The sequence below is a fragment of the Acinetobacter sp. YH16044 genome, assembly GCF_013417145.1.
Lineage (GTDB): Bacteria > Pseudomonadota > Gammaproteobacteria > Pseudomonadales > Moraxellaceae > Acinetobacter > Acinetobacter amyesii.
On sequence record NZ_VPEK01000121.1, the window covers coordinates 1 to 1,768 of the forward strand.

2 protein-coding genes are annotated in these 1,768 nt (G+C 29.9%); both read left to right on the forward strand.

Features of this window, described 5'->3' with window-relative positions:
- The first annotated feature begins 237 nt into the window (after positions 1-237).
- Positions 238-1,014: a tetratricopeptide repeat protein gene (locus FTV38_RS17355; RefSeq protein ID WP_092768988.1), complete on the forward strand. Its 777-nt coding sequence runs from the start codon at positions 238-240 to the stop codon at positions 1,012-1,014.
- 2 nt (positions 1,015-1,016) lie between these two features.
- Positions 1,017-1,394: a hypothetical protein gene (locus tag FTV38_RS17360; protein ID WP_179997592.1), complete on the forward strand. Its 378-nt coding sequence runs from the start codon at positions 1,017-1,019 to the stop codon at positions 1,392-1,394.
- Positions 1,395-1,768 lie beyond the last annotated feature (374 nt).

The following is a 1,768-nucleotide window of genomic DNA, read 5'->3' on the forward strand; positions in this document are numbered from 1 at the left end:
TGCCGGGGTTTTTTCTTATCTAAATTAATTCAACTAATCAGTATTTTATTAATTGTAGAAAAATGACAACCAAGTGTTTAGTATAGAAATGGATGATATTTAGTAAAAAAAATAGTATTTTTCGATCTAATCCTTTATTTTTGAAGTATAAATTTATGACCCACCTAAAATTAGTAACTCAGTAAAGCAAAATATTGTACTATACCCGCGCATTAAAAATGGAATTCCTAATCGACTATGATATCTCCTCAAACTATTGATAAAAGCATTTTTGATGCTATGTTCTCTAATGTTAGGAAAACATCTAGTGTCTTTAAAATTCAATCATGGAAAAGAGATGCGGAAAAGGTTCGTAGTATAGATATATGCAAATATAAAGCTATTTTAGGCACAATAGCTGCTTATGAAAATAAGCATGATGAAGCTATAAATATATTTAAATCTATATTATTACTTACAAAAGATTGTGGCTATCAGGCTATGATCTACTCAAACATAGCTAATGTTTTAGGACATGCTGGAAAGTACTCAGAAGCAATTGATTCCTATTGGAAAGCTTTTGAGTTAAGTAATAATCCATCATATTTTGAATCGTTCTTTAATTTATGTAAAATTTATTATATTAATGATCAAAGGCTAACTAATATGAAGTCTTTAGATGACAATAAGAAAAAATTCTATGAACAAGAATTATTAAGCTTAAATGAGACGCGTCAAGAAATTATAGAAAATACAAATCTAAATCTCGATTTGTATAGAGATGTATTGAAAGTAGCTTTTTCTGTCTTCTTCACACACTGTAATAATCAAGTTAATAGATTTATAGAAGTGAATGATAGTCAAATTTCTACAATACTATTCAATACCGATTTGGATCTAGAAACAGTTATGCTGTTAAATGATGGTATGAATGATAAATTTTTAGACTTATTAGATAGTTATGAGTATGAAGAGCTTATTAAATATCCTATAATATTTACGGCTGAAAATTTTAAAAGCAATGAATTAGGATAGTCGTGGATAGCATAGAATTTTTAAATTTTGCACAAAAAATCATTTCTATTACTCCAATTTCAGAAATTGATTATCGTCAGATAATAAGCCGTAGTTATTACTGTGCATTTCATAAACTTAATGAAAAATCCAATTCCTTAGGCATTCCTGTGAATGCCTATAAAGGTGGAACTCATGCATCCTTACGGCAGACTTTAATAGAATTACGTCCGGCAAATAAACAATTGAAAGCTATAGCATATCGACTAGTTAGCTTCCATCAATTACGTATTATTGCAGATTATAAGTTAGAGGATAAAGTGACAGAAATATCAGCTAAGGAATCTATTGAAAACTGCAAAAAAATATTAGATCAAATTAATTTAGTTACTAGTCTGTAATCTTTTAAAAGCACTTTTTCCTTTTATTTAACATAAAATCTCTTATACGAAATCCAGATTCAAGACATAAAAAAGCCCGACATCCTGTCGGGCTTTTTCATATCGGGTTGCTAATCTTACTGATCTCGTGCTGCCCATTCCTTGCGCTATTTTCTTATTCTTGTTTTCTGGAAACATCCAGTTCCCTTATGTATTCATCATAGGGCTAATGCCTTTGATTACCAATCCGCAAAAACCTTAAATCTGCGTAAGTTTTAGCTTACAAAGTTGGCCTATTTTATCCCAAGAGTTGTCCGCAGAAATTGGGGATTATTTCTGAACTGTGACCCTTGAGAAATCAGGAAAAAATGCAAAAACGAATGTTTTTTGATCAA